Annotated in this window: 25 protein-coding genes; 5 read left to right on the forward strand and 20 right to left on the reverse strand. The window is 70.8% G+C overall.

Annotated features, from left to right (window positions below; all coding sequences use genetic code 11):
* Window positions 1-9: 9 nt before the first annotated feature.
* Both rpmI and infC read right to left on the reverse strand, forming a co-directional pair.
* Complete coding sequence (rpmI, locus tag ACFQ0P_RS00110; protein WP_018172232.1) at window positions 10-204, reverse strand: 50S ribosomal protein L35; 195 nt, start codon at window positions 202-204, stop codon at window positions 10-12.
* A 71-nt stretch (window positions 205-275) separates the two neighbouring features.
* A complete protein-coding gene (gene infC, locus ACFQ0P_RS00115) occupies window positions 276-947 on the reverse strand; it encodes a translation initiation factor IF-3 (protein ID WP_204979720.1) in 672 nt (223 codons plus the stop codon).
* Window positions 948-1157: 210 nt separating this feature from the next.
* Between infC and ACFQ0P_RS00120 the strand changes: the two genes are divergently transcribed.
* Window positions 1158-1550, forward strand: a complete 393-nt coding sequence (locus ACFQ0P_RS00120) for a DUF1844 domain-containing protein (RefSeq protein ID WP_204979721.1) — start codon at window positions 1158-1160, stop codon at window positions 1548-1550.
* On the opposite strand, the gene ACFQ0P_RS00125 is transcribed toward ACFQ0P_RS00120, so the two are convergent.
* The 7 genes from ACFQ0P_RS00125 to ACFQ0P_RS00155 form a co-directional block, all read right to left on the reverse strand.
* On the reverse strand, window positions 1547-2947 hold the full coding sequence (locus ACFQ0P_RS00125; RefSeq protein WP_378770950.1) for a pyridoxal phosphate-dependent decarboxylase family protein: 1401 nt from the start codon (window positions 2945-2947) through the stop codon (window positions 1547-1549). The two genes, ACFQ0P_RS00120 and ACFQ0P_RS00125, sit on opposite strands and share 4 nt — an antisense overlap.
* Window positions 2948-3060: 113 nt before the next feature.
* On the reverse strand, window positions 3061-3828 hold the full coding sequence (locus ACFQ0P_RS00130) for an SseB family protein (protein ID WP_204979722.1): 768 nt from the start codon (window positions 3826-3828) through the stop codon (window positions 3061-3063).
* Window positions 3812-4558 carry a bifunctional 1-(5-phosphoribosyl)-5-((5-phosphoribosylamino)methylideneamino)imidazole-4-carboxamide isomerase/phosphoribosylanthranilate isomerase PriA gene (gene priA / locus ACFQ0P_RS00135; protein ID WP_204979723.1) on the reverse strand — a complete coding sequence of 249 codons (747 nt, stop codon included), beginning with the start codon at window positions 4556-4558 and terminating at the stop codon, window positions 3812-3814. The genes ACFQ0P_RS00130 and priA overlap by 17 nt, the downstream gene beginning before the upstream one ends.
* A 52-nt stretch (window positions 4559-4610) precedes the next feature.
* The gene (gene hisH / locus ACFQ0P_RS00140) at window positions 4611-5261 is read right to left on the reverse strand and encodes an imidazole glycerol phosphate synthase subunit HisH (protein ID WP_204979724.1); all 651 of its coding nucleotides are present in this window, start codon (window positions 5259-5261) and stop codon (window positions 4611-4613) included.
* Entirely contained in the window at window positions 5258-5866 is a 609-nt protein-coding gene (gene hisB, locus ACFQ0P_RS00145; protein WP_204979725.1) for an imidazoleglycerol-phosphate dehydratase HisB, read from the reverse strand. Before hisB ends, hisH begins: the two co-directional genes overlap by 4 nt.
* Complete coding sequence (locus ACFQ0P_RS00150; RefSeq protein ID WP_204979726.1) at window positions 5863-6957, reverse strand: histidinol-phosphate transaminase; 1095 nt, start codon at window positions 6955-6957, stop codon at window positions 5863-5865. The genes hisB and ACFQ0P_RS00150 overlap by 4 nt, the downstream gene beginning before the upstream one ends.
* Window positions 6958-6971: 14 nt before the next feature.
* Window positions 6972-7358, reverse strand: a complete 387-nt coding sequence (locus tag ACFQ0P_RS00155) for a LysM peptidoglycan-binding domain-containing protein (RefSeq protein WP_204979727.1) — start codon at window positions 7356-7358, stop codon at window positions 6972-6974.
* 271 nt (window positions 7359-7629) lie between these two features.
* On the opposite strand from ACFQ0P_RS00155, the gene lexA reads away from it, so the two are divergent.
* Complete coding sequence (gene lexA, locus ACFQ0P_RS00160; RefSeq protein ID WP_204979728.1) at window positions 7630-8310, forward strand: transcriptional repressor LexA; 681 nt, start codon at window positions 7630-7632, stop codon at window positions 8308-8310.
* A gap of 70 nt (window positions 8311-8380) precedes the next feature.
* Complete coding sequence (locus ACFQ0P_RS00165; RefSeq protein WP_204979729.1) at window positions 8381-9862, forward strand: hypothetical protein; 1482 nt, start codon at window positions 8381-8383, stop codon at window positions 9860-9862.
* On the opposite strand, the gene metE is transcribed toward ACFQ0P_RS00165, so the two are convergent.
* Window positions 9859-12195 (reverse strand): 5-methyltetrahydropteroyltriglutamate--homocysteine S-methyltransferase, encoded by a 2337-nt coding sequence (gene metE / locus ACFQ0P_RS00170; RefSeq protein ID WP_204979730.1) that lies wholly within the window; start codon window positions 12193-12195, stop codon window positions 9859-9861. The two genes, ACFQ0P_RS00165 and metE, sit on opposite strands and share 4 nt — an antisense overlap.
* A complete protein-coding gene (locus ACFQ0P_RS00175; RefSeq protein WP_204979731.1) occupies window positions 12192-13151 on the reverse strand; it encodes a methylenetetrahydrofolate reductase in 960 nt (319 codons plus the stop codon). Before ACFQ0P_RS00175 ends, metE begins: the two co-directional genes overlap by 4 nt.
* A gap of 274 nt (window positions 13152-13425) precedes the next feature.
* On the opposite strand from ACFQ0P_RS00175, the gene ACFQ0P_RS00180 reads away from it, so the two are divergent.
* Window positions 13426-15345 carry a prolyl oligopeptidase family serine peptidase gene (locus ACFQ0P_RS00180; protein ID WP_204979732.1) on the forward strand — a complete coding sequence of 640 codons (1920 nt, stop codon included), beginning with the start codon at window positions 13426-13428 and terminating at the stop codon, window positions 15343-15345.
* Here the strand turns inward: ACFQ0P_RS00180 and hflX are convergent.
* Window positions 15342-16865, reverse strand: coding sequence for a GTPase HflX (gene hflX / locus ACFQ0P_RS00185; protein ID WP_204979733.1), 1524 nt, complete (start codon window positions 16863-16865; stop codon window positions 15342-15344). The two genes, ACFQ0P_RS00180 and hflX, sit on opposite strands and share 4 nt — an antisense overlap.
* Before the next feature lie 105 nt (window positions 16866-16970).
* Here hflX and ACFQ0P_RS00190 point away from each other — a divergent pair, with 105 nt between their 5' ends.
* Complete coding sequence (locus ACFQ0P_RS00190; RefSeq protein ID WP_204979734.1) at window positions 16971-17612, forward strand: class I SAM-dependent methyltransferase; 642 nt, start codon at window positions 16971-16973, stop codon at window positions 17610-17612.
* A gap of 25 nt (window positions 17613-17637) precedes the next feature.
* Here ACFQ0P_RS00190 and dapF read toward each other — a convergent pair whose 3' ends face one another.
* The 8 genes from dapF to recA form a co-directional block, all read right to left on the reverse strand.
* Complete coding sequence (dapF, locus tag ACFQ0P_RS00195) at window positions 17638-18507, reverse strand: diaminopimelate epimerase (protein ID WP_204979735.1); 870 nt, start codon at window positions 18505-18507, stop codon at window positions 17638-17640.
* Between the two features lie 30 nt (window positions 18508-18537).
* Window positions 18538-18960: a GNAT family acetyltransferase gene (locus tag ACFQ0P_RS00200; RefSeq protein ID WP_204979736.1), complete on the reverse strand. Its 423-nt coding sequence runs from the start codon at window positions 18958-18960 to the stop codon at window positions 18538-18540.
* Window positions 18957-19886 (reverse strand): tRNA (adenosine(37)-N6)-dimethylallyltransferase MiaA, encoded by a 930-nt coding sequence (gene miaA / locus ACFQ0P_RS00205; protein WP_378770958.1) that lies wholly within the window; start codon window positions 19884-19886, stop codon window positions 18957-18959. Before miaA ends, ACFQ0P_RS00200 begins: the two co-directional genes overlap by 4 nt.
* Complete coding sequence (gene miaB, locus ACFQ0P_RS00210; protein WP_204979738.1) at window positions 19883-21433, reverse strand: tRNA (N6-isopentenyl adenosine(37)-C2)-methylthiotransferase MiaB; 1551 nt, start codon at window positions 21431-21433, stop codon at window positions 19883-19885. Before miaB ends, miaA begins: the two co-directional genes overlap by 4 nt.
* A 71-nt stretch (window positions 21434-21504) precedes the next feature.
* A complete protein-coding gene (locus ACFQ0P_RS00215) occupies window positions 21505-22383 on the reverse strand; it encodes an ABC transporter permease (protein ID WP_204979739.1) in 879 nt (292 codons plus the stop codon).
* Complete coding sequence (locus tag ACFQ0P_RS00220) at window positions 22380-23363, reverse strand: ABC transporter ATP-binding protein (RefSeq protein WP_204979740.1); 984 nt, start codon at window positions 23361-23363, stop codon at window positions 22380-22382. Before ACFQ0P_RS00220 ends, ACFQ0P_RS00215 begins: the two co-directional genes overlap by 4 nt.
* A gap of 94 nt (window positions 23364-23457) precedes the next feature.
* Window positions 23458-24225, reverse strand: a complete 768-nt coding sequence (locus tag ACFQ0P_RS00225; RefSeq protein ID WP_204979741.1) for a regulatory protein RecX — start codon at window positions 24223-24225, stop codon at window positions 23458-23460.
* A gap of 51 nt (window positions 24226-24276) precedes the next feature.
* On the reverse strand, window positions 24277-25329 hold the full coding sequence (recA, locus tag ACFQ0P_RS00230; RefSeq protein ID WP_204979742.1) for a recombinase RecA: 1053 nt from the start codon (window positions 25327-25329) through the stop codon (window positions 24277-24279).
* Window positions 25330-25525 lie beyond the last annotated feature (196 nt).

Raw genomic sequence — 25525 nt, forward strand, 5'->3', positions numbered from 1 at the left:
CGGCTCGCGTCAGCGGCCGAGGAGCTTCTTCGCGACCTTGGCGTCGCCCGGGGCGAGGACCTGCTCCTGCGACAGGCGGCGGGTACGGCGGCTGGACTTGCCCTCGAAGTTGTGGCGAAGGTTCGCCTGCTGCTTCATGAGCTTTCCGCTGCCGGTGACCTTGAAGCGCTTCTTGGCGCCCGAGTGGGTCTTCTGCTTCGGCATCTCTTCTTCCTTCGTTTCACATCCCGCTCAGGCGGGAGTCGGTGTCCCGCGGTGCGGGAGTCTGTGGGGGCTTACTCGGCGGATGCCGGCTCTGCCTCGGCTTCGGGAGCCGCCCCGGTGCGGGCGGATCGCGCGGCCTCCTTGTTCGCGGCGCGCTGAGCGTTCTGCTCGGTCTTCACCTCGGACTTGTTCTTGTGCGGGGCGACCACCATGACCATGTTGCGTCCGTCGATCGTCGGGTTCGACTCGACGGTGCCGAACTCGGCGACGTCCTCGGCGAACTTGCGGAGGAGGCGAACACCCTGCTCGGGACGCGACTGCTCGCGACCGCGGAAGAGGATCATCGCCTTGACCTTGTCGCCCGCCTTGAGGAATCCCTCGGCGCGCTTGAGCTTGGTGATGTAGTCGTGGGCCTCGATCTTCAGACGGAACCGGACCTCCTTGAGGACGGTGTTCGCCTGATTGCGACGCGCTTCCTTGGCCTTCTGCGCAGCCTCGTACTTGAACTTGCCGTAGTCCATGATCTTGACCACGGGAGGCTTCGAGTTGGGGGCCACCTCGACGAGATCGAGGTCGGCCTCCTGGGCCAGGCGCAGCGCCACCTCGATGCGGACGACGCCGACCTGCTCACCCGCGGGTCCGACGAGGCGGACCTCGGGGACGCGGATGCGGTCGTTGGTGCGGGGATCGCTGATGCGGAACTCCTTGGGTTGCGGCTGGTGATCACCGCGACACGGGAGCATCGCGGGCGGAAGAGCATTCATTCCACCCGGCCGGGCTTTCGAGCGCCGGCTCGTGCACCCGGTTCCCGCTCTTCAGCGGCTACCCCGGCCGCAGAGCGGACGGGGCGGAGTGCGTGACCCGGTAGCCTGGAGCGGCAAGCGCGGGTGGGATGTAATCCTCTTTCGGTCCGGCACAGATCGCACCGGAATCCGCACAAGTCTAGCAGAGAGATGCGCGTGACCACGATTCCGCCCGCCGACGACGACCGCCACGCCCGCTGGGAGGAGCAGGAGCGCGCCGCCGCGGCGGCGAGCCGCGACATCGCCGACGTCCCCGCGGTCGAGGTCATCACGACCTCCGCAGTCCACCTCATGAGCGCCGCCGCGGTCAAGGTGGGCCTGGCGGACGACCCCGCCACGCAGACCGATCTCGATGAGGCGCGCAAGCTCATCAACGCCCTCGCGGGGCTGATCACGGCGGGCGCGCCCGAGATCAGCGACATGCACGCCCGCTCGCTCCGCGATGGGCTCCGGTCGCTTCAGCTGGCCTTCCGCGAGGCGTCGGTCATTCCCGACCCGATCGGCAAGGGCCCCGGTGAGAAGTGGACAGGACCGGTCACCTAGGAGACCGCGTCGCGGATGCCGAGCGCGGCCGCGCCGCGAGCCACGGCGTCGACCGTCCGGCGCACGGCCTCGGCGTCCGTGGCGAAGTTGCTCACGGCGAAGCGCACCACCGTGCGGCCGCGCCAGGTCGATGACGACGCCCACACCGTGCCCTCCGCACGCAGCCAGTCGCCGAGAGCCGCCGTCTCGACACCATCACGCGCGGCCAGGCAGACCTGTGTGAAGACGACATCGTTGACGACCTCGAGCCCCGGAATCGCCCGGAAGCCTTCGGCGAGAGCGGTCGCGGCATCCGCCAGCCCTTCGACCAGCCGCGCGACCCCGGAGCGCCCGAGCGCCCGCAGCGCCGCCCACACCGGCACCCCTCGCGCCCGCCGCGACAGCTCGACCACGCGGTCATAGGGGTCCGAGACCGCCTCGACCGACGGAAGGTACGCGGCGTGAGCGCCGAGTGCCGCGGTCATCGCCGCTTCGTCCCGCACGATCGCCACGCCGCAGTCGTACGGCACGTTGAGAGTCTTGTGCGCGTCGGTCGCCCACGAATCGGCGGCGTCGACGCCTGTCGTGAGGTGGCGCAGCCGCGGGCTCGCCGCGGCCCACAGCCCGAACGCCCCGTCGACGTGCACCCACGCGCCGGCATCGTGCGCGACGGCGATCGCGGCGCCGAAGTCGTCGAAAGCACCCGAGTGCACGTCGCCCGCCTGCAGCGCGACGATCGCCGGGGTGTCCTCCGCCGCGAGGGTGCGCTGGAGCCCGGCGAGGTCGATGCGCCCCTGGTCGTCCGCGCCGACGGTCCGCGGCTCACCGAGGCCCGCCAGTCGTCCGCCCAGCACGACGGAGGTGTGGACGGCGTCGCCCGCGAGGAAGCGCAGCGGCGGACCCGCCTGGAGACCCGCGAGCGGATCGGCGCCCGCTCGCCGCAGCAGCGCATCACGCGCCACGATGAGACACGACGTGTTGGCCATCGTCGCGCCGGTCGCGAACCCCACGCCACTTGCGTTCGGCAGCCCCAGGATGGCGAGCAGCCACTGCGCCGCCACCTCCTCGAGCGCGGCGGTCGCCGGCGTCGGCTGACGGGAGCCTGTGTTCTGGTCCCACGCCGACACCAGCCAGTCGGCACCGAGCGACGCGGGGTGCGCACCGCCGATCACGAAGCCGTAGAAGCGCGAGGAGCCCATCGCCATGAGACCGGGCGCGGATGCCTCGGCCAGTTCCTCCACCACGGCCGCGGCATCCGATTCGGTGTCCGGGAGCTCAGGTCGCAGGCGCGCGAGAACCCCGTCGACATCGAGCTCGGGACGGATCGGGCGCTCGTCGAGCGACTCGATCCACTCGAGGGCGTGGCGGTGCGCGACCTCGAGCGCGTCGCGGTACTGCTGCTTCATCGCGGTGTCCATGACTCCCCCTCCACCGTGGTGATCCTCCGCCTCCGCGCGGACTCGGGCAAGAGGCCGCCGGGCGATCTGCGGCCTGCACCACACGAGGGGCGGGAGCCGCCGCGGAATACGTGTCAGGCGCGCAGGAGCTTGACGGCGAGCGAGTCGACGAGCACCGCGATACGGTCGTCCGCCGCCCAGCGCGTGGCCAGCCGCGACAGGACGGCGTCGAGCTCCGCCTGCGCGAGGCCGTGGATCAGCTGGAGGCGGACGACGAGCTCCGGCCCCCGCAGGCGCGCATCCGGGTCCCCCGCCTCGACGGAGAGATCGATCACCGCCAGCTCGCCGCCGATGCTCGCCTGGAGCCCGGCGAACACGTCAGGCGAGAGGAAGCTCGGCTCCCACGGCTGCCCCTGGGCCATCGCCCACAGCGCGGGCCGCCGGAGCACGAACTCGGTGGGAGACCCCGGATCGATGACGATGAGATCGGTGTCGTCGGCGGATGCCGCGGCCGCCGTGCGCACGCCCTCGGCCGGAACCGGACGGGCCGAGGCATCCCATCGCTGCATGGCGTCCACCGACGTGAAAACCGGGAGGACCCGTCGTCCGTCGGGCGCCGCGACGGTCACGATCGACAGCTCCTGGGTCTTGTCGACCGCGAGCCCGTGGGCGCCGACGCCTTCGTCGCCCTTCTCGGCGAGGAGCGGGATGAGCAGGCGCGCGGACCGATAGGCCTCGACGACCTCGACCTGGCTGCCCTCCCCCGCCCGGAACCGCGTGAGGGCCGCCAGGAGCGCGGGGTCGGCCGACCCGTCATCGCCGGCGTGCGGATTGGCGTGGAAGCTGCGCCCCTCCCACGGCACTCCGGCCGAGTCGGAGCCGGGATCAGTGTCCGGCGACATCCAGTGCCTCGGCGAGCGTGAAGGCGCCCGCATAGAGGGCCTTGCCCACGATCGCGCCCTCGACGCCGAGCGGCACGAGCTCGCGCAGCGCCGCGATGTCATCCAGGCTCGACACGCCGCCCGAGGCGACGATCGGCTTGGGAGTGCGGGCGGTCATCTCGCGGAGCAGCTCGACGTTGGGACCCTGGAGCGTGCCGTCCTTGGTCACGTCGGTGACGACGTAGCGGCTGCAGCCCGCCGACTCCAGGCGGTCGAGCACGGTCCACAGATCGCCGCCTTCGCGGGTCCATCCGCGCGCGGCCAAAGTCGTGCCGCGCACGTCCAGCCCCACGGCGATCACGTCGCCGTAGCGGCCGATCACGTCGGCGGCCCACTCCGGGTTCTCGAGCGCGGCGGTGCCGAGGTTGATGCGCGCGGCACCGCTCTCGAGCGCGGCCTGGAGCGTGCGATCGTCGCGGATGCCGCCGGACAGCTCCACCTGGACCCCGCGGACCTGCTTGATGACCTTGCGCATGATGCCCGCGTTCGAGCCGCGGCCGAACGCCGCGTCGAGGTCGACGAGGTGGATCCACCGGGCGCCCTGCCGCGCGAAGTCCAGTGCCGCGTCGACGGGGTCGCCGTAGCTCGTCTCGGTTCCGGCCTCTCCCTGGGTGAGGCGGACGGCCTTGCCGTCGGCGACGTCGACCGCGGGAAGCAGGATCAGTTCGGGCGTTGAGGCGAAATCGTTCATGGCTCCTCGTGCGGAAAGGTCTCGGGACGGCGCTCCCGCCGACGGCACGATCTCAGAGGGTATCCCCGGCGAGGCCGTCGATCCAATTCGCGAGAAGTCGGATGCCGGCATCCCCCGACTTCTCGGGGTGGAACTGCGTCGCGGAGAGAGGCCCGTTCTCGACGGCAGCGAGGAAAGGCTGCCCGTAGGTGCACCACGTGAGAACGGGCTGCGGGAACGGGGCCTGGACGTCGAGGGCCCACTGCTGCGCTCCGAACGAGTGGACGAAGTAGAAGCGCTCGTGCTCGAGGCCTCGGAACAGGCGGGACCCCTCACCCGGCTCGACGGTGTTCCAGCCCATGTGAGGCAGAACCGGAGCGTCGAGTTCGGTGACGGCGCCCGGCCACTCCGCCAGTCCCTCCGTGTCGACACCCCGCTCGACGCCGCGCTCGAACAGGACCTGCATGCCGACGCAGATCCCGAGCACCGGGCGTCCGCCGGCCAGCCGGCGTCCGATGAGCTCGCCGCCGCGGATGGACCGCAGCGACTCCATGACGGCGCGGAACGCCCCGACCCCCGGGACGACGAGACCATCGGCATCTCGGATGAGCGTGCGATCGGAGGTCAGCCGCGCATCGGCACCCGCGGCGTCGAGGGCTTTGACCGCCGAGTGGACGTTGCCGGACCCGTAATCCAGGACGGCGACGACGGGTCTGGAGCTCACAGAGCGCCCTTCGTGCTGGGGATGCCGTCGACGAGCGGATCGAGCGCCTTCGCCTTCCGGAAGGCGCGCGCGAACGCCTTGTACTCCGCTTCGGCGATGTGGTGCGGATCACGACCGGCGAGCAGCCGCACGTGCACGGTGAGCGCCGCGTGGAACGAGATGGCCTCGAAGGTGTGTCGCACGAGCGACCCCGTGAAGTGGCCGCCGATCAGGTGGTGCTCGAAGCCTGCGGGCTCACCGGTGTGGACGAGGTACGGCCGACCGCTGATGTCGACCACGGCCTGCGCGAGCGCTTCGTCCAGCGGGACCAGCGCGTCGCCGTACCGCGAGATGCCGGATTTGTCGCCGAGCGCCTCGCGGATCGCCTGGCCCAGGACGATCGAGATGTCCTCGACGGTGTGGTGCGCGTCGATGTCGGTGTCGCCCGAGGCGCGGACCGTGAGATCGGTCAGCGAGTGCTTCGCGAACGCCGTCAGCATGTGGTCGAAGAAGGGAACCGTCGTGTCGATGCGGCTCCGACCCGCTCCGTCGAGGTCGAGCTCGAGCTCGACGGTCGATTCGCTCGTCGCCCGGCGGAGGGACGCGGTACGCGGGGCGGCGCTCATGCGTCCGATCCTATCGAGGCGAGCGCGTCCAGGAACGCCGTCGTCTCGTCCTCGGTGCCCGCGGTCACGCGCAGGTGGTGCGGGATGCCGACGTCGCGGATGAGCACTCCTCGGTCGTAGAGGGCCTGCCACGTCGACGACGGGTTGTCGACGCCCCCGAAGAGGACGAAGTTCGTCCAGGACTCGTGGGGGGTGTATCCCAGGGCCTCCACGGTGGCCGAGATGCGATCCCGCTGGCCGACGATCTCATCGACCATGCGCAGCATCGTGGGGGCGTGGCGAAGGGCAGCGGATGCCGCAGCCTGCGTGAGCGCGCTCAGGTGATAGGGCAGGCGCACGAGGCGCAGCGCGTCGATGAGCGCCGGATCGGCGGCGAGATACCCCACGCGGGCACCGGCGAACGCGAAGGCCTTGCTCATCGTGCGCGACACGACGAGGCGCTCCCGGCCGGGGAGCATCGTGAGGGCCGACCGCTCGTCACGGGGCGCGAACTCGAAGTACGCCTCGTCGACCACGACGACGCCCGGCGCGGCGTCGTAGACCGCCTCGATGACGTCGAGGCCGAGGGGCGTGCCGGTGGGGTTGTTCGGAGAGCACAGGAACACGACGTCGGGCGCGGCATCCGCCACCTGCGCCGCCGCGTCGTCGGCCCGGATCGTGTAGTCCACCCCCCGCCCGCCGGCGATCCATTCGGCCCCGGTCGCGCGGGTCAGCAGGGGGTACATCGAATAGGTGGGCGCGAAGCCGAACGCCGTGCGCCCCGGACCGCCGAACGCCTGGAGCACATGCTGGAGGACCTCGTTCGAGCCGTTCGCCGCCCAGATCTGGTCACGCGTCAGGCCGTGCCCGAGGTAGGCGGCGAATCCTTCGCGGAGCTCCGTGAACTCGCGGTCGGGGTAGCGGTTCACCTCGCGCAGGGCGAGTGCGACGGCGTCCAGGATGTCGTCGGCGACGTCCTGCGGAACGGGATGGGTGTTCTCGTTCACGTTCAGGGCGACCGGAAGCGGAGCCTGCGGTGCGCCGTACGGCGTCATTCCGCGGAGATCGTCGCGTAAGGGCAGGTCTTCGAGGCGGGGACTCACCCCTCCCATGGTAGAGCGCGTCGTCAGCGCTGCGACGCGTACTCCGCGGGGATCGCGATGCTCTGACCCGCCTGCACCGTCACTCCGTCGAGTGCGTTGAGACGGACGATCGCATCGACGACGTCGCGCGGATCGGCCTGGGGCGCCACCGCTTCGGCGATCGACCACAGCGAATCGCCGTGGGACACCGTCACGGTCTCGAAGCTCCCCGCTACCGCACCGTCTTCGCGCGAAGCGAGCGCCGTGCCGCCGGAGACGAGGGCGAGGGCGATCGCGATGACCGCCGGCAGCGCGGCGAGCGACGCCAGGACGCGGCGTCCGCGCACGGTCAGGCGCAGGCGCGTGCGATGACGCTCCCCTGCGAATGCGCGGGTGCCGAACGACGGGGTCGTGATGCCGATCGCGGTCATTTCTGCTCCTCCTGGTGGGGGGAGGTTCGCATCCGCCGCTCGGCCGGGAGCGGGGGATGCGAACCTCTGTACCGAAGTTATCTTCGATGTTCTACGATGTCAACAGCCGGATACGGTGAGTGATCGTCGAACGCGACACGCGGTGAAGCTGCCCCGTTCGGACCACGAAGCCGGATACGGTTTCGATACGAGTACCCCACCACGGGCCTCCGACATTCGAAGACCGCTGCACTCCCCGCGCCGCCGGGAGGCGGCGAGACAGGAGCCGGACATGAGCGACGCCCCCGGGCGCGAGCGACCGCAGACGCGTCGCCGCAAGAGCCTGAGCGACAAGCAGCGCGCGATCCTCGAGGTCATCCAGCGCTCGATCGTCCGTCACGGCTATCCGCCGAGCATGCGCGAGATCGGCGATGCCGTCGGCCTCAAGTCGCTGTCGAGCGTGACGCACCAGCTCAATCAGCTCGAGCTGAGCGGGTATCTCCGGCGCGACGCGGGAAAGACGCGTGCGATGGAGGTGCTCATCGATCTCCCGGGGGTGGCGACGGAGAGCCCGGCGGACTCCGCCCCGTCGGTGGGCGACGCAGCTCTGGTGCCCCTCGTCGGAAGGATCGCCGCAGGCGTGCCCATCACCGCCGAGCAGCAGGTGGAGGAGATCTTCCCCCTCCCCCGTCAGCTCGTCGGGAAAGGCGACCTGTTCATGCTCAAGGTGTCGGGCGACTCGATGATCGACGCCGCCATCTGCGACGGCGACTGGGTCGTCGTCCGCTCGCAGCCCGACGCCCAGAACGGCGAGATCGTCGCGGCGATGCTCGACGGCGAGGCGACCGTCAAGACCTTCCGCCAGCGCGACGGTCACACGTGGCTCCTGCCCCGCAACTCCGCCTTCGAGCCGATCCTCGGCGACGAGGCCGTCGTGCTGGGCAAGGTGGTCGCCGTTCTCCGCGCCGTCTGAACGGCACGGGCGATCACCCGCCGCGGGTGAATCTTCCCGCGCGCGTACGCAAGATGGGCAGAATGTCGCCATGAGCGACATCGACACCCAGGACGCCCATGCCCTCGCCGCGCGTATCCGCGAGCTGGAGTCAGAGAATGCCCGGCTGTCCGCCGGAGCCGCCCCCGCGCAGACACCACCGGTCACCGGGGGACGCTGGCGAGCGGCGGTCTCCGCGATCTGCATCGTCGTGGCGGCGATCCTGGTGCCCGTGTCGATCGTGTCGGCGTGGGCGCGGGTCCAGCTCGTCGAGGAGGACGCGTTCGTCTCCACGCTCGCACCCCTCGTAGACGACACCGCCGTCCAGGCGATGATCATCGACGAGACGATGGAGGCGATCTCGGCCCAGGTGGACTTCGATCAGCTAACCGCCAACGTCTTCGACGGCATCACCTCGATCGACGGCTTCCCGCCGCGCGCCGCCCAGGCCCTCGCGCTCCTGCAGCAGCCGGCCGCCGACGGCCTGGAGAACCTCGTGAGCGGCGCGGTCACGCGGGTGGTGGAATCGGATGCCTTCGCCGACGTCTGGGCGACGGCGACGCGCGCGGCGCACCGCGCCCTCACCACGGCCGCGACGTCCGACGGCGGCGGTCTCGTCGTCCGCACGGACGAGGGTGTCGGCATCCAGCTGGGTGCCATCGTCGACAACGTGAAGCAGCGACTGGTGGACCGCGGGATCAGCGCCGCCCAGCTGATCCCGGCCATCGATCGCGTCGTGATCATCGGCGAGGGCGACAACCTCGCCGCCATCCGGACCGCGTACGCGCTCGCCACCACTCTCGGCTGGTGGATTCCCGTCATCACCCTCGCGCTGTTCGGCCTCGGCATCGCGCTCGCCCGCCGCCGCAGCGTCGCCGTCCTGGGCACCGGCCTGGGCATCGCGGTCGGCGCGGGAGCGCTCGCCGCGACCCTCTCCATCGGCAGCACCGCGATGGGGATCGTCGCGGGAGACCTCGGGCTCTCCCCGTCAGCGCTCGACGTGATCTACAGCCAGCTGGTCGGGGCCATGACCCACACCGCCGTCGTGCTGTGCGTCCTCGGCGTCTTCATCGCCCTGCTCGGCTGGGCCATGGGCAGGTCGACGGCCGCCCGGACCACCCGCGACGCGGTCGGCGGCCTCAACGCCTCGGCGCGCCGGCAGCTGGCCGCTCGCGGCATGGACACCGGCGGATTCGGTGCGTGGCTCGCCCGCTACAAGGTGCTCGTGCGCACCGTGATCGCCGTGCTGGCCGTGCTGTGGCTCTTCGCTCTGCGCCCGCTGTCCTTCGGCGACCTGGTGCTCGTGATCGTGGTGGCCTTCGTGGTCGCGTGGCTGCTGGAGATCCTGCAGCGACGCGCGGAGGAGCGCGCCGAGGCGGAGGCGTCCGAGATCGTCGACACGGACGACGCGGACGCCCTCGTGCTCGCCGGCGAGACGGTGGCCGCAGACGAGGTCGTGCCCGCCGGAACGCCGGATGCCGCGGCCACCGGGGCCGCGGCATCCGCCCCCGCGAAGAAGGGCCCGAAGCGCTAGACGGTCGCCCCGACCTTGTCGCGGATCGACCGCGTCGCCTCGATGATGTTGCGCAGCGACGCGACGGTCTCGTCGTAGCCGCGCGTCTTGAGCCCGCAGTCCGGGTTGACCCACACCTGCCGGAGGGGGAGCTCGGTGGCGGCGCGGTCCAGCAGATCCGCGACCTCGGCGACCGACGGCACGCGCGGCGAGTGGATGTCGTACACACCCGGGCCGACACCGTGCGTGAACCCGGACGCGGCGATGTCCCCGATGACCTCTCCGCGGCTTCGGGCCGCCTCGATCGACGTCACATCGGCGTCGAGAGCCGCGATCGCGTCGATGACGACGTCGAACTCGGAGTAGCACAGGTGGGTGTGGACCTGGGTGGACTCCGCCGCCCCGGCGGTGGCGAGACGGAACGAGCCGACCGACCACTCGAGGTACGACGGCTGGTCGTTCCGCTTCAGCGGCAGCAGCTCGCGGAGTGCGGGCTCGTCGACCTGGATCACGCCGATTCCGGCGGCCTCCAGGTCGGCGATCTCGTCGCGCAGGGCGAGCGCCACCTGGTTCGCCGTGTCGGCGAGCGGCTGGTCGTCGCGCACGAACGACCACGCCAGGATCGTGACCGGTCCGGTGAGCATCCCCTTCATCGGCTTCTCGGTCAGCGACTGCGCGAAGGCCGACCAGGCCACCGTGATGGGCGCCGGACGCGACACATCGCCCCACAGGATCGACGGCCGGGTGGCGCGGGAGCCGTACGACTGCACCCAGCCGTTCTGGGTCACTTCGAACCCGTCGAGGTTCTCGGCGAAGTACTGCACCATGTCGTTGCGCTCCGCCTCGCCGTGCACGAGGACGTCGAGACCGAGGTCCTCCTGGAGCGTCACCACGCGGGCGATCTCGTCGCGGAGGAACTGCTCGTACTCCTCCGTCGTGATCTCGCCCTTCCCATGGCGCGCGCGGGCACGGCGGATGTCGCCGGTCTGCGGGAACGAGCCGATCGTCGTCGTCGGGAGCACGGGCAGGCCGAGCGCCTCCTGCTGTGCGGCCACGCGCGCGGCATAATCGACCCGCGAGAAGTCCGCCTGCGTGAGGGCGGCGGCGCGCTCGCGGACGGCGCCGTCGCGCACACCGGGGGCGCTGCGACGGTCGGCGAGGGCGGCGGATGCCTCGGCCACCTCCCCGGCGATGGCATCGGCTCCCTCGGAGAGCCCGCGCGCGAGCGTCACCACCTGAGCCGTCTTCTGGTCGGCGAACGCGAGCCACGACACCAGGCGCGGGTCGAGCGCGGACTCGTCGGCGACGTCGTGCGGGACGTGCTGCAGGGACGTCGAGGTGCCGGCGGAGATCTGCGCGGCGCCCAGCCTGCCGAGATCCTCGAGCGTGGCCCAGGCGCCCGCGAGGTCGCCGCGCCAGATGTTGCGCCCGTCGATGACCCCTCCCACGAGGACCTTTCCGTCCAGGCCGGCAGCGGGGGCGGGGACGGCGCCGCGCGTGAGGTCGATCGCGAGCGCCTCGACGGGCGCCGCGGCGAGCACGGTCCACGCCTCGGTCGAGAGCTGCGCGTAACCGGCCGTCACGAGGATGGCCGGGCGGTCGGCGGACCCGCCGAGCATCGCATACGCGCGCTCCGCCGCCGCAGCGAGCGCGTCCGCGGACGCGGGAAGGCTCTCGCTCACGAGCGCCGGCTCGTCCAGCTGAACCCATTCGGCGCCGACCGCCCGGAGCGACGCGAGCAGCTCCGCGTAGACCGGGAGGAGGTCGTCGAGGCGACGGAGGGGATCGAAGCCGTCGGGCGAGGCATCCGTCGCCTTCGCGAGCGCGAGCAGCGTCACGGGGCCCACGACGACCGGGCGGACGGTGAAGCCGTCGGCCTTCGCCTCCGCCACCTGGCGGGCGAAGCGGTCGCTCGAGAGGGCGAAGGACGTCTCGGGGCCGATCTCGGGCACGAGGTAGTGGTAGTTGGTGTCGAACCACTTGGTCATCTCGAGGGGCGCGTTCTCCCCCTCGCCGCGCGCCGCGGTGAAGTACGCGGCGAGGCCGACCGTGCCGTCGGCTTCGCGCAGGCCGGCGAATCGCTCAGGCAGGGCGCCCACCGCGGCCGCGGCATCCAGCACCTGGTCGTAGTAGGAGAACGACTCGGGGATCGAGGAGTCGTCGCGGCCCAGCCCGAGCTCGGCCAGGCGCTCGCGCGTGGCACGTCGCAGGTCTGCCGCGGTCTGCTCGAGCGCGGCCTCGTCGATCGCGCCCTTCCAGTGGGACTCGACGGCGCGCTTGAGCTCGCGGCGGCGGCCGATCCGCGGGTATCCGAGGATCGTTCCGCGGGGGAAGGCGGGAGTGGGGTCGGTCATCGTGCGGCCTCCTGTTCGAGGGGGTGGGTGAGGATGCCGGCGTCGCGGAGCACCGCGAGCACCGTGTCATGGCTGTTGAAGGCGTAGAGGTGGACGCCCGGCGCACCGCCGGCCACCACGTCTCGGGCGAGGCCGGCGGCGTGGGCGATCCCCACCGCGCGCTGCCCCTCGGCGGTGGGCTCGACCTCGAGCGGTATCGCGAGCTCGGACGGCAGGTCCTCGCCGGTCAGCTCGAGGACGCGCCGGAGCCGTGCCGGAGACGTGATCGGCATGATGCCGGGCAGGATCGGGATGGTGACGCCGGCTTCGCGCGACCGCTGCGCGAAGGCGAGATAGTCGTCGGCGTGGAAGAACAGCTGGGTGATGGCGAGCGTCGCTCCGGCCGCCTGCTTCGCCAGCAGCGCGTCGATGTGCTCGCGGGGATGCCGCGACCGCGGGTGCCCGTTGGGGAACGCTGCGACCGCGATGTCGACCTTCTGCCGCGGTTCGACCCGCGCCGCGCCGGGGACACCGGGGATCGGGCGCTCCGTGTAGGGCGCGCGCTCGGCCTGGACGCGGTCGATGAGCTGCACCAGCTGAGCCGAGCTCTCCAGGTCGCCGAGGAACTCCTCACCCTCCTCCGCACCGGCCGGCGGGTCGCCGCGCAGCGCGAGGAAACCGGTGATGCCGGCGTCCAGGAACTCGCGGATCAGGGCGTTCGCGCCGGCGTAGGTGTTGCCGACGCACGTGAGGTGCGCGAGAGGAGCCACCGATGTCTCGGTGAGGATGTGACGGAGCAGATCGAGAGACCGCCCGCCGGTGGAGCCGCCCGCGCCGTAGGTGACCGAGATGAATCGCGGACCCGCGGCGGCGAGCCGACGGATCGTCTCGTGCAGGGCGAGGACCCCGGCATCGGACTTCGGCGGGTATACCTCGAACGAGAACGGCACCGGAGGGGTGCTGAGGTCGATCGACATGGCGTGCTCTCGGAGGGACGAAGGGCCGGACGGCCGCGGACGGTCGCGCCGCCGGAGTCCGGTGGCGCGGTGGTCATCGCGGGCGGGTGCCGGGCTCGGCTGTCGCTCCCTGCCCGGGATGGCCCGGGCGACGATGGGACCAAGCTAGCCCAGTGGCGGCGGGCGGGCTCTCCCTGTGACCTTGTGTTTCGACAGGCTCAACAGAACTGTTTCGACAGGCTCAACAGAACTGTTTCGACAGGCTCACCCGGACTGTTTCGCCTAGCGTGGTCTCGTGAGCACTCCCCGGCCCTACGGCACCTGGCCCTCCCCGCTGTCCGCCCGGGCGGTCTCGGCGGCGTCCGCGCGCATCGAAGGCGCCCGCTACGTGGGTGACGAGGTGTGGTGGGGCGAGACGGTGGCCGAGGAGGCGGGCCGCACCGCGGTGCGCCGGCGTGCGGCATCCGGTGCTGTCTCCGACCTGATCCCTCCGCCGTGGAGTGCGCGCTCGCGGGTGCACGAGTACGGCGGCGGCGCCTGGACCGCGGTGGACGGGAAGCGTCTGGTGTTCGTCGAGAAGGCGGACCAGCGCGTCTGGATGTCCGACGGCGCCGCGGCACCGCATCCGCTCACGCCCGACGGCGGCGACGTGCGGTTCGGCGGACTGACGTGGGAGGGCGGACGACTCCTCGCCGTGCGCGAGACCCACGGCGGATCGGCGGTTCCGCACCGCGACATCGTCGAGATCCCCCTGGACGGCAGCGCGGCGCGGGATGCCTCGTCCCTGACGTCGCTCGTCGAGGACAGCCACTTCCTGGCGCATCCGGCGCTGTCGCCGGACGGCTCCCACCTCGCCTGGATCGCGTGGGACCATCCCGCGATGCCGTGGGACCGCACGGAACTGCGTGTCGGCCGCCTCGAGGACGGCGTCGTGGCCGAGTGGACGACGGTCGCCGGGGGCGGGAGCGCTCCGCTCCAGCCCGAGTGGCTCGACGACGACGACCTGCTCTACGCCGATGACCCCACCGGACGCTGGAACCTCTGGCGGCTCCGACTCACGGCCGATCTCGCGCATCGGCCGATCGCTCCCGCCGATGCCGACACGGGCGGACCGCTGTGGGCGCTCGGACAGCGCTGGTTCACCGTGCTCGAGGACGGCCGGGTGGTGGCGGTGCGCACCCACGGTTCCGACGAGCTCGTGCTCATCGACGGCGATACCGTCCAGCCGCTCGCGATCGACGCCATCGCGGGTCTGTGCGTCGAGGACGCCCGCGGAACGCGTGTGCTCGTGAGCGGGTCCGGCGCAGAAGGCACGGCGCTGTGGGATCTCGACGTCGACGACCCCGCCTCGGCCGTGCGCGTGGCGGGCGGCGGATCACCCTGGGGCGTCGAGTGGATGCCGCGGGCCCGCGCCGTCACGTTCGACGGCCCGCGCGGACCGGTGCATGCATTCGACTTCCCGCCCACGAATCCGCACGCCATCGGTCCCGACGGCGAGCGCCCGCCCTACGTGGTGTTCGTGCACGGCGGCCCCACGACCCATGTCGGTGGTGCGCCGTCGAGCAAGATCGCCTTCTTCACCAGTCGCGGGATCGGGGTCCTGGACGTCAACTACGGAGGATCGACCGGCTACGGCCGCGCATACCGCGAGCGCCTGCTCGGACAGTGGGGGGTCGTCGACGTCGACGACGTCCTCGCCGCCGCCTCGGGGGTAGGCGACGCGGGCTTCGGCGATCCCCGCCGGCTTGCGGTGGCCGGCGGCTCGGCCGGCGGCTGGACCGTCTTGTGCGCTCTGACCCGGGGGGAGGCGTTCGCCGCCGGCATCAGCCGCTACGGCGTCGCGGATCTGCGTCGACTCGCTGCGGACACGCACGACTTCGAAGCGCGCTATCTCGACTCGATGGTCGGTCCGCTCCCGGCCGCCGAACAGCTCTACATCGAACGCTCCCCGCTGTCGCACCTCGACCGCCTCCGCACGCCGATGCTCATCGAGCAGGGGCTCGAGGACGCGGTGGTCCCGCCGTCGCAGTCCGAAGCCGTGCGCGATGCGCTCGCCGCCAACGGCGTGCCCCACGCCTACCTGGCGTTCGAGGGCGAAGGGCACGGGTTCCGGCGCGCGGAGACCGTCGTGCGGCAGCTCGAGGCCGAGATCGCGTTCCTCGGCCGCATCCTCGGATTCGAGCCCGACGGCGTCGCGCCGCTCGAACTGGACTAGTTCGGGCGCACGAACGGCGCGAGGCGCGCCGCGAGGTGCTCACCGACCCGGGCGTGCACCGCGGTGCCTCCCTCCTCGTGCGCCTGCGACAGGATCATGCCCTGCTCGTGGATGGCCGAGACCAGCTCGCCGCGGTCGTAGGGCACCAGGACGTCCAGCTCGACCGCGGGAAGCGGCAGAGCGGCCTCGACGGCTGCCCGCAGCGCGTCGATCCCCTCCCCTGTGCGCGACGAGGCGAAGAGCGCCTTCGGCTCCAGTCCGCGCAGCACGAGGCGCGTGTCCTCGTCGACGAGATCGGCCTTGTTGAAGACCACGATCTCGGGGATGTCGCGACCTCCCACATCGCCGATCACATCGCGGACCGTCGCGAGCTGCGCCGCCGGGTCGGGGTGCGATCCGTCGACGACGTGCACGATCACGTCGGACCCGCCGACCTCTTCGAGCGTGGAGCGGAAAGCCTCGACGAGCTGGTGCGGCAGGTTGCGCACGAAGCCGACCGTGTCGGTCAGCGTGTAGATGCGACCGTCGGTCGTCTCGGAGCGGCGGACCGTGGCATCCAGCGTGGCGAAGAGGGCGTTCTCGACGAGCACGCCGGCGCTCGTGAGGCGATTGAGAAGACTCGACTTGCCCGCGTTGGTGTACCCGGCGATGGCGACGGACGGGATCGTGTGGCGCTTGCGCTCGGCGCGCTTGGCGTCGCGCGCGGGCGCGAAGTCGCGGATCTGGCGACGAAGCTGCGCCATCCGGGTGCGGATGCGGCGGCGGTCGAGCTCGATCTTGGTCTCACCGGGTCCGCGAGAGCCCATGCCGGCACCGCCCGCACCGACCTGACCACCGGCCTGGCGGCTCATCGAGTCACCCCAGCCTCGGAGCCGGGGAAGCAGGTACTCGAGCTGCGCGAGCTCGACCTGCGCCTTGCCCTCGCGGCTCTTGGCGTGCTGACTGAAGATGTCGAGGATCACGGTGGTCCGGTCGATCACCTTGACCTTCACCACGTCTTCGAGCGCACGCCGCTGACTGGGCGCGAGCTCGGTGTCGGCGATCACGGTGTCTGCGCCGACGGCGGCGACGATGTCGCGCAGCTCCTCGGCCTTGCCGCGCCCGACGTAGGTCGCCGGGTCGGGGTGGGGCCGGCGCTGAAGCACCCCGTCGAGCACAACGGCACCGGCGGTCTCGGCGAGGGCGGCGAGTTCGCGCAGCGAGTTCTCGGCGTCCTCCTGCTCTCCCTGTGGGTGCACGCCCACCAGCACGACGTTCTCGAGGCGCAGCTGCCGGTACTCGACCTCGGTGACGTCCTCGAGCTCCGTCGAGAGTCCCGGCACACGCCGCAGCGCCGCCCGCTCCTCGCGATCCCACTGCTCGCCATCGGTGTCGGTACGGCCGATCGTCGCCTCGTCCTGCAGCGCCTGAGCGGCTCCGAACACACGCACCCCGGACCGCGCGTCGGCGCGCGACAGCACCCGATCCACCGGGTCCACCGGCGTCTCGTCCGTGCTGCGGGGGGTTGTCGTATCCGTCATTCGTTCCTCTCGAGATGATGCTTTCGCGGCCTCATCGGCCTGTTCGAGGCATCCGTGAAGTCTAGCCTCCCGCCTCGGGGAGGTCCTCCGCTAGGCTCGTCGGTCATGGGGAGCGACCACTACTTCAGTGCATCGCCCGCCAGTCCCGAGAACCTCCGCCGCATCCGGGTCACGCTCGCCGGACGCGACGTCGAGGTGACGACCGCCGGCGGAGTCTTCAGTCCCGATCACGTGGACTCGGGTACCGAGGTGCTGCTCTCCAACACGCCCCCGCCGCCGCCCGGCGGCAACCTGCTCGACCTCGGGGCGGGATGGGGTCCGATCGCCCTCTCGCTGGCGCTGGATGCCCCGCACGCCACGGTGTGGGCGGTCGACGTCAACGAGCGGGCGCTGGACCTCGTGCGCCGCAATGCCGAGGCGCTCGGCCTCCACAACGTCAACGCCGTGCTGCCCGACGATGTTCCCGACGACGTCGCGTTCCGCAGCATCCGGTCCAATCCCCCGATCCGCGTGGGCAAGAACGAGCTCCACGGCCTGCTCGAGCGATGGATCCCGCGGCTCGACGAACGCGCCGACGCGTGGCTCGTGGTGCAGCGCAACCTCGGCTCGGATTCGCTGCAGCGGTGGCTGGCCGCGACGTTCGAGCGAGGATACAGCGTGCACCGCGCCGCGACGGGACGAGGATTCCGGGTGATCAAGGTGCGCCGCCACGGCGCGACGCCGACCGCCGGCATCGAGCTGCCCTGACCACAGCGCCGCGACGGACTCGCGGTCAGGCGAGTGCGACCTCGCCGGAGTACACCAGGGTGGCGGGGCCGGACAGCAGAACGTGCTGCTCGTCGCCGACGTAGGGCATGCGCACCCCGAGCGTGCCGCCGGGCACGTCGACCGTCCAGTGGTCGGGTGCGGCCGGGCCGGCCCAGTGGCGCACGGCGAGCGCGGCCGCCGCGACGCCGGTGCCGCAGCTGAGCGTCTCGCCCACCCCGCGCTCGAAGACCCGCATGCGGATCGAGCCGACGCCGTCGCGCACGAGCGGGTCGCTCGGCACCACGAACTCGACGTTCGTCCCGTGCGGAGGATCCGGCTGGAGTTGCGGGAGGACGGTCAGATCGAGTCCCTCGAGCTCGCGATGGTCGGGCAGCGCAACGACGACGTGCGGGTTGCCCACGTCGATGCCCAGGCCCGGCCGGGGCGCGCCGATCCCGCGCGCACGGACGAGCACCTCGTCGGGCTCGACGCGCCAGGGTCCGAGGTCGACTTCGAGGCCGAGGTCGCTGCGGGTGACCGCCTTCACGCCCGCGCGGGTGCCGATGGCGAGCGGTCCGTCGTCGACCGATGCCCACCCCACCTCCGTCAGGTAGCGGACGAAGACGCGGACGCCGTTGCCGCACATCTCGGCCTTCGATCCGTCGGCGTTGCGGTAGTCCATGAACCACTCGGCTCCGGATGCCGCGGCCTCCGTCCCGTCTTCGAGGGCCGAGGAGCGCACGACCCGCAGGATGCCGTCGCCGCCGATGCCGAATCGACGGTCGCACAGCACGGCGATCTGATCGTCGGACAGCTCGAGCGCGCCGTCGGGATCGGGAATGATGACGAAGTCGTTGCCCGTGCCGTGACCCTTGGTGAACGAGATCTGCGGCATAGGACAAGTCTAGGGGCGTCGCGTGCGCGCTCAGTCGGCGATGAGGCGCTTGCCCGTGGCCCACGTCTCGAAGGCCTCGAAACCCAGAGCCTCGTAGAACCCCTTCGCGATCTCGTTGTCGGGGCGCACCATCAGCTGCACCTTCGGGCAGCCCATGTCGAGGAGGAGCTGCTCGGCGTGCTCGACCAGATCTCGCGCGATGCCCTCTCCACGACGGGCCGGATCGCTCGCGAGGTAATAGAGCCATCCGCGGTGACCGTCGTATCCGGCCATCACCGATCCGACGATCTGCGTCCCGTCCACGGCGACGAGGAACAGCTCGGGCTGGACCTTCATCTTCCGGCTGATGTCCTGGTACGGGTTGTTCCAGGGCCGGGTGAGCCTCGTCGCCTGCCACAGGGAGACGACCGCTTCGGTGTCGGGGAGTTCGAACGCTCGGATCGCGATGCTCATGACACCGAGTCTGCCAGGGTCGAGGCATCCGCTCCCGGTTCCACCCAGCTGATGCCCGGGTAGCGGGCGAACCACGACACCTGGCGGCGTGCGTAGCGACGCGTGAGCGCCTGGGTCTCGGCGATGGCCTCCTCGCGCGTCAGACGGCCGTCGAGCTGGGCGAGTGCCTGCGCGTAGCCGATCGCCCGGCGAGCGGTGACGCCGTCGTCGAGACCGACCTCGCGCAGCTGCGCGACCTCGTCGAGAAGCCCGTCCCGCCACATCGCCTCGACCCGGGCATCGAGCCGGCGGACGAGATCCTCGCGCGGCACGGACACCCCGACGAGGGTGGTGGGCTCGCGCCAGAGGACGGGGCGATCGGGGAGCGCGGCGCCGTGCGTGTCGGCACCCTGCGCGAGCACCTCGAGCGCGCGGACGATGCGCCGGCCGTTCTTCGGATCCACCCGTGCGGCCGTCATCGGGTCGGCGTCCCGCAGCCGCGCGAACAGCACGCCGGGACCGTGTGCGTCGAGTTCGGCCTCCAGCGCGGCGCGCACCTCGGGATCGTGGGGCGGGAAGCGGAAGTCGAACACCACGCTCGAGACGTACAGCCCCGAACCGCCCACGAGGATCGCGTCGGCTCCGCGGTCGTGGATTCCGCCGATCACGGTGCGCGCGGCATCCTGATACCAGGCGACGGCCGCCTCGGTCGTGACCTCGAGCACGTCGAAGAGGTGATGAGGGATGCCGCGGCGCTCCGCCTCGGGGAGCTTCGCGGTGCCGACGTCCATGCCCCGGTAGAGCTGCATCGCGTCGGCGTTGACGACCTCGGCGGCGATCCCGTGCTCCCCCAGTGCATGAGCGAGGTCGAGGGAGAGGGCGGTCTTGCCGGTGCCCGTCGCCCCGACGATCGCCCACAGTCTCGGGGTGCGCGCGGCGGCTGTCACCCGCCGAGGCGCAGCGTCGGGAGCCCGAGCGACACGGCGCGCGGGGCCCCCGCGGCACCCTCCGGAGCGGGCACGCCGCACGACTCGGCCTGCGTGCGGTCCCATGCGTCGCCGGAGCGGGTGCGGCGGATGCGCAGCGGCGCGCCGTCGACCGAGTCGGCGAGCAGGTGGAACGGAGCGGCGTGCGTCACCACCACCGAGACCACGTCGCCCGGGCGCGGGATGCCGGAGCCCTCGGGGACCTCGAAGTGGACGAGGCGGTTGTCCTCGGCGCGTCCGGTCAGGCGGTGGGTCTCGGCATCCTTCTTGCCCTCGCCCGTCGAGACGAGCACCTGCACTTCACGACCGAGCTGCTTCTGGTTCTCTTCGAGCGAGATGCGCTCCTGAAGGGCGACGAGGCGCTCGTAGCGGTGCTGCACGACCTCCTTGGGAACCTGATCGGGCATCGTCGCGGCGGGAGTCCCCTCGCGGATGGAGTACTGGAAGGTGAACGCGCTCGCGAAGCGCGCCTGCTCGACGACCCGCAGGGTGTCTTCGAAGTCTTCGTCGGTCTCGCCGGGGAAGCCGACGATGATGTCGGTCGAGATGGCCGCGTCGGGCATCTGGGCGCGCACGCGGTCGAGGATGCCGAGGAATCGCTCGCTGCGGTACGAGCGACGCATCGCCTTGAGGATGCGGTCGCTCCCCGACTGCAGCGGCATGTGCAGCTGCGGCATGACGGCGGGCGTCTCGGCCATGGCGTCGATGACGTCGTCGGTGAACGCGGCGGGGTGAGGGCTCGTGAAGCGGATCCGCTCGAGGCCGGGGATCTCGCCGGCTGCGCGCAGCAGCTTGCCGAAGGCCCGGCGATCGCCGAACTCGACGCCGTACGAGTTGACGTTCTGGCCGAGCAGCGTGACCTCCATCGCGCCGTCTTCGACGAGCAGGCGGATCTCGTTGAGGATGTCGCCGGGACGGCGGTCCTTCTCCTTGCCCCGGAGGCTCGGAACGATGCAGAACGTGCACGTGTTGTTGCAGCCGACAGAGATCGACACCCAGCCGCTGTAGACGCTGTCGCGCTTGGTCGGCAGCGTCGACGGAAAGACATCGAGGGACTCGAGGATCTCGAGTTCGGCCTCGCCGTTGTGGCGCGCCCGCTCCAGCAGCCCCGGCAGCGAGCCCATGTTGTGGGTGCCGAACACCACGTCCACCCAGGGCGCCTTCTGCTGGACGGCGTCCTTGTCCATCTGCGCGAGGCAGCCGCCGACGGCGATCTGCATCCCCTCGTGGCGGTCCTTGCGGGACTTGAGGTGGCCGAGGGTGCCGTAGAGCTTGCCGGCGGCGTTGTCGCGGACGGCGCAGGTGTTGATGACGACGACGTCGGCTTCTTCGCCGACCTCGGCGCGCACGTAGCCGGCGCTCTCGAGCGAGCCGGAGAGCCGCTCGGAGTCGTGGACGTTCATCTGGCAGCCGAAGGTGCGGACCTCGTAGGTGCGCGCGCGGCCGTCGGCGGCGCGGGCGGCGTCGGAGGGCGCGATGAGCGTCGGAGAGGTGGAGGGGGTGGTCATGATGCCTGCCATTCTACGAGCCCTCGGTCGGCGGCCGGATGTGCGGCGGCCGAGCCGGTCGGACCGGCGGGTCAGCGGATGCGCGCGCGGATCCGCCCTGCGGACAGAGCAGTGAATCCGAATGCCATGGCGACGAGGACGCCGAACGCGATCGTGGCGGGCACGATGAGATCACCGACGTAGGCGTCGATGCCGTAGAACTCCTTGACCGCGTCGGCTGCGTCGGCGTTGTCGCCCACCATCGTCGAGAGGGAGTCTGCGGTGAACTCCCGCCGCAGCAGCATCGCCCCCTGAGCGAAGGGAAGTGCGTTGATGGTCGTGGCGACGGCGCCTGGCAGCGAGCCGACGGGGATGTAGGCGCCCGCGATGAATCCGAGCACCGTGCCGATGACGGTGGCGAACCCCGAGAAGGCGGCGCCTGTGCGGATGAAGGAGACGATGAGAGCGGACAGCGCGGTGAACCCGGCGCAGCAGAGCAGCGTGATTCCGGCGATGCGGACGACCGTCAGCGGCGGGAGCCAGGTCGAGTCGACGAGGCCGAGATAGAGCACGCTCAGCGTCAGGACGATCATCGACATGATGATCGCGACGGTGATGGCCGAGATCAGATAGCCGAGGACGAGCTGAGTGCGACGCACCGGAGACACGAGGAAGTCGCGGAATCGGCCGGACTCGCCGTCGTCGACGAGGGTCACGAGCGCTCCGAGGCCGGTCGTGATCGTCGACAGCATCACGATTCCGGCGAACATCCATGTGTCGACGAACACGCGGATGTCGTCCTCCGACGCCTGCGGGAAGGTCTCCTGCAGCCCGTCGATCTGCAGGCGCGCCAGGAAGAGCGTGTAGAGCACGAACAGGATGAGCGCGCCGAGGAGCGAGAAGAAGACGTTCATGCGGTCGCGGAAGAACAGGCGCAGGTTGCGCCGCACGATGGCCAGGACGACGGTCATGAGCGACGGCCCGCCGGACCGGCCTTCGTCCCGGCGTCGGGAGCGGCCCCGTCGTCGGTCGTGGTCTCGTCGGCGTCGGCCGCGGCGCGGCCGGTGAGGGCAAGGAAGACATCGTCCATCCGTCCGTGGCGGAACTCGAAGTCGCGCACGTCCTCGCCGTGGGCGGTCAGGAGGGCTCGTGCCGTCGCGGCATCCGGGACGGCGATCTCGACCAGCTCGCCGTCTACCGACGCGTCTCCGCCGTGTGCGGACGCGAGGCCGATGAGGGCCCCCGGGTCGCGCGTGGTGACGGTCAGGATGCTGTGACTGTGCTCGGCCCGCAGCGCGGCGGGCGTGCCGTCGGCGACGATGCTTCCGCGGTCGATGATGCACACGCGGTCGGCCTCCTCGGTCTCCTCCATGTAGTGCGTGGTGAGGAAGACGGTGAGACCGGTCTCGTACCGCAGGCCGTGCACCGTCCGCCACAGGATCGCCCGGCTGCGGGGGTCGAGGCCCGCCGTCGGCTCGTCGAGGAACAGGATCGCGGGCTCGTGGAGGAGAGCGCGGGCGATGTCGACGCGCCGACGCTGACCGCCCGAGAGCGCGCCGTACCGGCGGTCGAGGAAGGCTTCCAGCTCGATGAGCGAAGCGAGCGCGGCGATCCGCTCATCGGCGCGCGTGTGCGGCACTTTGGCGAGCGTGGCGCGCAGACGGAGGTTCTCGCGCACGGTGAGCATCGGGTCGAGAACCGAGTCCTGGAAGACCACGCCGATGCGCTCGCGCACCCGCTCGCCATGGGCGACGACGTCGTGGCCGGCGACCTGGACCGCTCCTTCGTCGAAGGGCAGGACCGTGGTCAGGCAATTGATCGTGGTCGACTTGCCGGCACCGTTGGCACCGAGGAAGGCGAAGACGGACGAGTCCGGCACCGAGAAGGTGAGGTTGTCGACGGCGGTGGTCGTACGGAAGCGCTTGGTCAGGCCCTCCACGCGGATCGCCATGTTCCTCCTCGAGTCGACGTTGTGCCAGTCTCGCACCTCGTCGAGGGCGCTCGGGCCATCGGGCGGGCGGGATTCTCGCGCGACATCGCGCGGCTCAGCGGAACCTCACGCCGCTCCCCTCGCCGGTGGATTCGTCGAGCGCCGTTCGCGCGGCGTTCATGGCGAGCGAGCCGCTGTAGCCGCGACGAGCGAGTTGGCCGGACAGCCGTCGCAGCGCGGTCTCACGATCGAGCGATCGAAGCGCCCGCGCCTTGCCTCTCGCATACTCCAGCGCCCGCTCGAGATCGTCGTCGGGCAGCGCCTGGAGGGCCGAGTCGGCGACGTCCCGCGGAACTCCCCGCTTCGCGAGCGTCTGCGCGATCAGCCGCCTGCCCTGGCCCTTGCGATCGACGCCCACGTGGACGAGCTGTTCTGCAAGCGCCGCATCATCCAGGTAGCCGTAGCCGGTCAGCGACACGATCACCGTTTCGATCGAAGCCTCATCGAGGTCGTGCTCCCGCAGCATCCCGCGGGCTTCCGCGACGGAAACCGACCGTGTCCGCAGTCTCTTGATGAGAGCCTTCTCGGCGAGATCGCGCCGAGAATCCTCGTCGCTGTCCGCTCGATCGTCGTTCACGCGACCCTCGTCCTCTGCGACCGATCCGTCGGCGGTCCACGTCGGGTGCCACGCGAGGAGGGTCGAGGGGGCGTCAGCCTCGCCGTGGAGCTCGTCGCCACCCGAGTCGACGTCGTGGCCGAGCTCGTCGCCTCGGGCACCCGCGTCACCCCGGAGCGCGCCGCCGGCGGTATCGCGCCGCTCAGTTCGCCCTCCGAAGAGCGGGATCACGGGGGCGAGGTCGTCGCCCCCGTGCCCGCTATCCACAGCTCTCCCCGGTCGTCGAGCGACCTCGAAACACGGATGACTGCCGGAACACTATGCAGGTCGGCGTGCGGCCAGCTCGTCCTGGGCTGACGCCTCGACCGACTTGGGCACGCCGATGCCGAGCTTCGCCTTGATCTTCGACTCGATCTCGGCCGCGACATCCTCGTTCTTGATGAGGAAGTTGCGGGCGTTCTCCTTACCCTGGCCGAGCTGCTCGCCGTCGTACGTGTACCACGCACCGGACTTCTTGACGATGCCGTGCTCCACGCCGAAGTCGATGAGACTGCCCTCACGCGAGATGCCGACGCCGTACAGGATGTCGAACTCGGCTTGCTTGAACGGCGGAGCCATCTTGTTCTTCACGACCTTGACGCGAGTGCGGTTGCCCACCGCGTCCGTGCCGTCCTTGAGGGTCTCGATTCGGCGGATGTCGAGACGCACGGACGCATAGAACTTCAGCGCCTTTCCACCGGCGGTGGTTTCGGGAGACCCGAAGAACACACCGATCTTCTCGCGCAGCTGGTTGATGAAGATCATGGTGGTGTTCGTCTGGTTGAGCCCACCGGTCAGCTTGCGCAGAGCCTGTGACATGAGGCGAGCCTGAAGACCCACGTGCGAGTCACCCATCTCGCCCTCGATCTCGGCCTTCGGAACGAGCGCGGCGACGGAGTCGATCACGACGAGGTCGATGGCACCGGAGCGCACCAGCATGTCGGCGATCTCGAGGGCTTGCTCCCCGGTGTCGGGCTGCGACACGAGCAGCGAGTCGATGTCGACACCGAGCTTCTGTGCGTAATCCGGGTCGAGCGCGTGCTCGGCGTCGATGAACGCGGCGATGCCGCCCGCGCGCTGCACGTTGGCGATCGCGTGGAGGGTGAGTGTCGTCTTACCCGACGACTCCGGACCGTAGATCTCGATGATACGGCCCCGAGGAAGGCCTCCGATGCCCAGCGCGACATCGAGGGCGATGGACCCGGTGGGAACCACCTCGACGGGAGCACGCTCGTCACTGCCCAGCCGCATGACCGAGCCCTTTCCGAACTGCCGGTCGATCTGGGCGAGGGCCGACTCGAGGGCCTTCTCGCGGTCAACTGCTGAGGGCATGACGTGCTCCTATTTGCTCGCGTTCCGTCGCCTGTAGGCTGTCGCGCTCCACCCCGGTGGGATGGATGCTGCGACAAGGCGTGAGGTGTCGTTCGACGTGGTCCACGCTAGAGAGGGGCTCCGACATCCGCCTTCGCTCCCCCACTCGTGTGGACAAACACGTCCTCGATGCCTGCTGTGCAGGAGCCTACGCGGC

This window comes from Microbacterium insulae (assembly GCF_042677065.1).
GTDB classification, from domain to species: Bacteria; Actinomycetota; Actinomycetes; order Actinomycetales; family Microbacteriaceae; genus Microbacterium; species Microbacterium insulae.

What these genes read in the sequence shown, in the direction of transcription:
- rpmI (WP_018172232.1), bottom strand. Translation starts at nt 204, where the DNA reads ATGCCGAAGCAGAAGACCCACTCGGGCGCCAAGAAGCGCTTCAAGGTC.
- infC (WP_204979720.1), bottom strand. Translation starts at nt 947, where the DNA reads ATGCTCCCGTGTCGCGGTGATCACCAGCCGCAACCCAAGGAGTTCCGC.
- ACFQ0P_RS00120 (WP_204979721.1), top strand. Translation starts at nt 1,158, where the DNA reads ATGCGCGTGACCACGATTCCGCCCGCCGACGACGACCGCCACGCCCGC.
- ACFQ0P_RS00125 (WP_378770950.1), bottom strand. Translation starts at nt 2,947, where the DNA reads ATGGACACCGCGATGAAGCAGCAGTACCGCGACGCGCTCGAGGTCGCG.
- ACFQ0P_RS00130 (WP_204979722.1), bottom strand. Translation starts at nt 3,828, where the DNA reads ATGTCGCCGGACACTGATCCCGGCTCCGACTCGGCCGGAGTGCCGTGG.
- priA (WP_204979723.1), bottom strand. Translation starts at nt 4,558, where the DNA reads ATGAACGATTTCGCCTCAACGCCCGAACTGATCCTGCTTCCCGCGGTC.
- hisB (WP_204979725.1), bottom strand. Translation starts at nt 5,866, where the DNA reads ATGAGCGCCGCCCCGCGTACCGCGTCCCTCCGCCGGGCGACGAGCGAA.
- ACFQ0P_RS00150 (WP_204979726.1), bottom strand. Translation starts at nt 6,957, where the DNA reads ATGGGAGGGGTGAGTCCCCGCCTCGAAGACCTGCCCTTACGCGACGAT.
- ACFQ0P_RS00155 (WP_204979727.1), bottom strand. Translation starts at nt 7,358, where the DNA reads ATGACCGCGATCGGCATCACGACCCCGTCGTTCGGCACCCGCGCATTC.
- lexA (WP_204979728.1), top strand. Translation starts at nt 7,630, where the DNA reads ATGAGCGACGCCCCCGGGCGCGAGCGACCGCAGACGCGTCGCCGCAAG.
- ACFQ0P_RS00165 (WP_204979729.1), top strand. Translation starts at nt 8,381, where the DNA reads ATGAGCGACATCGACACCCAGGACGCCCATGCCCTCGCCGCGCGTATC.
- metE (WP_204979730.1), bottom strand. Translation starts at nt 12,195, where the DNA reads ATGACCGACCCCACTCCCGCCTTCCCCCGCGGAACGATCCTCGGATAC.
- ACFQ0P_RS00175 (WP_204979731.1), bottom strand. Translation starts at nt 13,151, where the DNA reads ATGTCGATCGACCTCAGCACCCCTCCGGTGCCGTTCTCGTTCGAGGTA.
- hflX (WP_204979733.1), bottom strand. Translation starts at nt 16,865, where the DNA reads ATGACGGATACGACAACCCCCCGCAGCACGGACGAGACGCCGGTGGAC.
- ACFQ0P_RS00190 (WP_204979734.1), top strand. Translation starts at nt 16,971, where the DNA reads ATGGGGAGCGACCACTACTTCAGTGCATCGCCCGCCAGTCCCGAGAAC.
- dapF (WP_204979735.1), bottom strand. Translation starts at nt 18,507, where the DNA reads ATGCCGCAGATCTCGTTCACCAAGGGTCACGGCACGGGCAACGACTTC.
- ACFQ0P_RS00200 (WP_204979736.1), bottom strand. Translation starts at nt 18,960, where the DNA reads ATGAGCATCGCGATCCGAGCGTTCGAACTCCCCGACACCGAAGCGGTC.
- miaB (WP_204979738.1), bottom strand. Translation starts at nt 21,433, where the DNA reads ATGACCACCCCCTCCACCTCTCCGACGCTCATCGCGCCCTCCGACGCC.
- ACFQ0P_RS00215 (WP_204979739.1), bottom strand. Translation starts at nt 22,383, where the DNA reads ATGACCGTCGTCCTGGCCATCGTGCGGCGCAACCTGCGCCTGTTCTTC.
- ACFQ0P_RS00220 (WP_204979740.1), bottom strand. Translation starts at nt 23,363, where the DNA reads ATGGCGATCCGCGTGGAGGGCCTGACCAAGCGCTTCCGTACGACCACC.
- recA (WP_204979742.1), bottom strand. Translation starts at nt 25,329, where the DNA reads ATGCCCTCAGCAGTTGACCGCGAGAAGGCCCTCGAGTCGGCCCTCGCC.